Annotated in this window: 5 protein-coding genes; 2 read left to right on the plus strand and 3 right to left on the minus strand. The window is 71.0% G+C overall.

The annotated features are described in order from the left end of the window. Positions 1–299, plus strand: a 299-nt coding sequence (locus AB0G02_RS31215; RefSeq protein ID WP_360801177.1) for a helix-turn-helix domain-containing protein, incomplete at its 5' end; no start/stop codon positions are given. 56 nt (positions 300–355) lie between these two features. Further along, a complete protein-coding gene (locus AB0G02_RS31220) occupies positions 356–979 on the plus strand; it encodes an HD domain-containing protein (protein ID WP_360801180.1) in 624 nt (207 codons plus the stop codon). 72 nt (positions 980–1,051) lie between these two features. Here the strand turns inward: AB0G02_RS31220 and AB0G02_RS31225 are convergent, their stop codons facing one another. From AB0G02_RS31225 to AB0G02_RS31235, 3 genes are all read right to left on the minus strand, one after another. After that, a complete protein-coding gene (locus tag AB0G02_RS31225; RefSeq protein ID WP_360801186.1) occupies positions 1,052–1,780 on the minus strand; it encodes an alpha/beta hydrolase in 729 nt (242 codons plus the stop codon). A gap of 134 nt (positions 1,781–1,914) precedes the next feature. Next, positions 1,915–2,748: an alpha/beta hydrolase gene (locus AB0G02_RS31230; protein WP_360801183.1), complete on the minus strand. Its 834-nt coding sequence runs from the start codon at positions 2,746–2,748 to the stop codon at positions 1,915–1,917. A gap of 130 nt (positions 2,749–2,878) precedes the next feature. Continuing rightward, a complete protein-coding gene (locus AB0G02_RS31235) occupies positions 2,879–3,328 on the minus strand; it encodes a DUF1877 family protein (protein WP_360801189.1) in 450 nt (149 codons plus the stop codon). Positions 3,329–3,704: the final 376 nt, after the last annotated feature.

The following is a 3,704-nucleotide window of genomic DNA, read 5'->3' on the forward strand; positions in this document are numbered from 1 at the left end:
ACGAGCTGACCCTCGACGACATCGCGGGCAAGGCGGGGCTGAGCACCCGCACCCTCAACCGCCACTTCCGCGAGCAGACCGGCACCACGCCGCTCCAGTGGCTGCTGCGGGCCCGCGTGCGGCGGGCCCAGCACCTGTTGGAGACCACCGACCACCCGGTCGACCGCATCGCCGCGCAGGTCGGTTTCGGCTCCCCCACGGCGTTCCGCGACCGGTTCAAGCGCGTGGCGGGCACCAGCCCGCAGTCCTACCGGGCCGCGTTCCGCAACTCCGCCCGGTCGTTGGCGAAATCCCGTTAGTGCGTGGCTTTCGAGCCACTGGTGACGCACTGGGCGGCGACGCCAGGATCGACTCCATGATCACCACTCCCCCGCTGCTGGCGGAACCGTTCGCCCGCGCCACCCTGGACTTCCTGCACGCCTCGGTGTCCCCGGCCGTGGCCAACCACAGCCTCCGCGCCTACGCCTACGCGGAGCACCTGGCCGACCGGTGGAACGTGCGGGAGCACGAGGAGTACGACCAGCGGGCCGTGTTCTTCGTCGCGACCCTGCACGACCTCGGCCTGAGCCACGCCGGAGCCCGGCGACCGGACCGGTTCGAGGTCGCGGGCGCAGACCTCGCCGCCGAGCACCTCCGCGACCACGGCGTCGACGCGGGCACAGCGGACCGGGTGTGGGAGGCCATCGCTTTGCACACGTCCACCGGCATCGCGCAGCGCCGCGGCCTGCTGTGCCACCTGGTTGCGGCCGGCACGGCACTGGACTTCGGCGCCGACTCCGAGCACGTCACCGACGAGGTGGCCGCCGACCTCCACGCCCGCTACCCCCGCCTGGGCACCTCCGCCACCCTGCACGCCGAGATCGTCGGCCAAGCGAGGGCGGTGCCCACCAAGGCGCCGGTGGGCTCCTTGGCCCGGTACCTGGTCAAGACCGACGACCTGGGTGTGCCGGCGGACATCCCGATGCGGTGGGCCGACTGAAGCGACCCCCGGCCCCCGCGACGGTCGACGACAAGTCCGGGGACCTGAAGCACGCGGGGGGCCGGGGGTGGGTCAGTTGGCGGCGCGGGTGATGAGGTCGACGACGGTGTCGGGGTGGGAGACGGCCACGGAGTGGGAGGCCTTGTCGACGGTGATGGTGGCGTGTGAGTGGGCGCGGTCGGCCATGAACTTCTGTGCCTGTACGGGGATGTTCTTGTCGGCGCCGGCGAGGACGAACCAGGAGGGGATGGTGGCCCAGGCGGGGTCGCCCGACGCCTCGTCCAGTGCCGCGTCCCGGATCGGGCGCTGCGTGCTGGCCATCAGGGCGGCCTGGCGGGTGGGGACGTCGGCGGCGAACTGTTGGCGGAACAGTTCGGGCTTGATGTAGAGGTCGTGGGTGCCGTCGGGCAGGGTGACGGGTGCCAGGGTGTCGCCCAGCGTGCCGCCGGGGTACTTCCCGGCGAGTTGGCCGGCGGATTCGCCGGTGGTGGGGGCGAAGGCGGCGACGTAGACCAGTGCCTTGACCTTGGTCGAGGGTGTCGTGGTGTTGGTGATGACGGCGCCGCCGTAGGAGTGGCCGACCAGTACGACGGGGCCGTCGATGGCGGCCAGGCGTGCGTCGAGGGCGTCGGCGTCGGCGCGGACCCCGCGCAGGGGGTTGGCCACGGCGATGGTGGTGTAGCCGCGGTGTTGCAGGCGTTCGATGACGGGGTTCCAGCTCGCGCCGTCGGCGAACGCGCCGTGCACGAGCACGATCGTGGGTTTCTGCCCGGTGGGGTGGGCGGCGACGGCGGTGGACATGCCGAACAGGGCCAGTCCGGCGGCGGCGGCCAACGCGGCCAGCACGGCCGTCACGCGCACGACAGCAGTGCGCGGGGTTCTGATGCGCGGGGTTCCGGTGCGGTGGCGGGTGGGGGTGTGCATGGTGGGGGCTCTCAGTCTGCGAGGAAGGCGATCAGGGCGGCGTTGACCTCGGCCGCGTGGGTGAGCAGCAGGCCGTGCGGGGCGCCGTCGATCTCGACGTAGCGGGCGTCGGGCAGGCGGCGGTGGAACTCGCGGGCGGTGGCGTCGACGGGCAGGATGCGGTCGGCGGTGCCGTGCAGGATCAGTGACGGCACGTCGATGCGGTCGACGTCGGCCCGGAAGTCGGTCAGCCACGCCGGGACGCAGGCGTAGGCGGCCACCGGCGCGGAGTCGATCGCGGTGGCCCAGTTCGCCCGCAACGCGGCCTCGCTGAGGCGGGAGCCGAGGTTCTCGTCGGTGTTGAAGAAGTCGACGAAGAAGTTCTCGTACCAGGCGAAGCGGTCGGCCCGGGCCTGTGCGGCGATGCCGTCGAACACCGACTGCGGCACGCCCGCGGGGTTGTCCTCGGTCTGCAACAGGAACGGCTGCAACGAACCCAGGAACGCAGCCTTGGACACGCGTTCCGAGCCGTAGGAGCCCAGGTAGCGGGCGACCTCGCCCGAGCCCATCGAGAAGCCGACGAGCACGGCGTCGCGCAGGTCGAGGCGGGTCATGACCTTGTCCAGGTCGCCGGCGAAGGTGTCGTAGTCGTAGCCGGTCATGGTCTTGCTGGACCGGCCGAAGCCCCGGCGGTCGTAGGTGATGACCCGGTAGCCGGCCTCGACCAGCGCGTCGGTCTGCTTCTCCCACGACTGCCCGTCCAACGGGTAGCCGTGGATCAACACGACCGGCCGGCCCGAGCCGTGGTCCTCGTAGTACAGCTCGACGTCGGTCGAGCCCTCGACCCCGACGGTGATGGTTCCCACGATGTGCCTCTCCGCCCGTCCACCCTGCGCGGACCGGGCATGGCACAAACCTAGGAAACGAACAGGCCTGCTCGCGTCCGTCAGACGACGTCTCCGACGTACGTAACCCTGCTGAGGTGAACGTCGTCGATCAGAAGCTGAAGTCCCGGATCGCGGCGTTCCCCGCCGCAGCCGTCTCCTGGAAGAACCTGACCAGGTCCACGTAGTTCTCCCGCAGGTAGTCGAGGTCCTCGGCACCCCACAGGTGCCGCATCGGGTAGACCTCCTCCGCACTGAGTGCGGCCGGGTCGTAGTGAGCCACCAGCACCTCGACCGGGGTGGCGCCGAGAGCCCTTGCGGTCCTGGCCACCATGTCGCCGCTCCAGCCGAACCGCGTGGCTTCGTCGTCGATCGGATCGCCGTCCTCGTACAGGTCCACGTCCACACCGGCCGCGTGCAGCAGGAACCCGATGCCGGCCCACGACTTCTCCAGGAAGCAGTACGGCCGGCCCTCGTCGTCCACGAACTCCTCCGCCAGGCCGGGCTCCTCGAACGCCCGGTCCAACTCCTCCTGCGTGACCCGGGTGAACGACAACGTCATCCCCACGACAGCTCTCCCCTCGACTGCTTCGCCCGGGCCGCAGCCTGCCACGCCAACTCCCGGCCAAAACCCCGACCCGCTCACGGCCACGGCTGCGGTGGCATCGACCAGCAGCACGTGATGACCGACGGCGCTGCTCCGACTGGCCTACCCGGGCGTGACCAACGCCTTCGCGCTGCGGCACCGATCACCCTCCGGGAGGTGGGGTTCACCAACGTCACCGGGAAGCTCGTGCGCCCCGGCCCGTGGCCGGTGGAGCTGGGCCACGCTCACCGCGCCGTTGCTGGCCACCGGATTCACGAGCGCCTACCAGTTGATCACCCTCGCGGACGCGGCGTCGTTCGTGTGCGCGGCGCTGTTGCTCACCAGGATCGAG

The sequence above is a fragment of the Actinosynnema sp. NPDC023658 genome (assembly GCF_040639995.1).
In the GTDB taxonomy this organism is placed as follows: Bacteria; Actinomycetota; Actinomycetes; order Mycobacteriales; family Pseudonocardiaceae; genus Actinosynnema.

What these genes read in the sequence shown, in the direction of transcription:
- AB0G02_RS31220 (WP_360801180.1), top strand. Translation starts at nt 356, where the DNA reads ATGATCACCACTCCCCCGCTGCTGGCGGAACCGTTCGCCCGCGCCACC.
- AB0G02_RS31225 (WP_360801186.1), bottom strand. Translation starts at nt 1,780, where the DNA reads ATGTCCACCGCCGTCGCCGCCCACCCCACCGGGCAGAAACCCACGATC.
- AB0G02_RS31235 (WP_360801189.1), bottom strand. Translation starts at nt 3,328, where the DNA reads ATGACGTTGTCGTTCACCCGGGTCACGCAGGAGGAGTTGGACCGGGCG.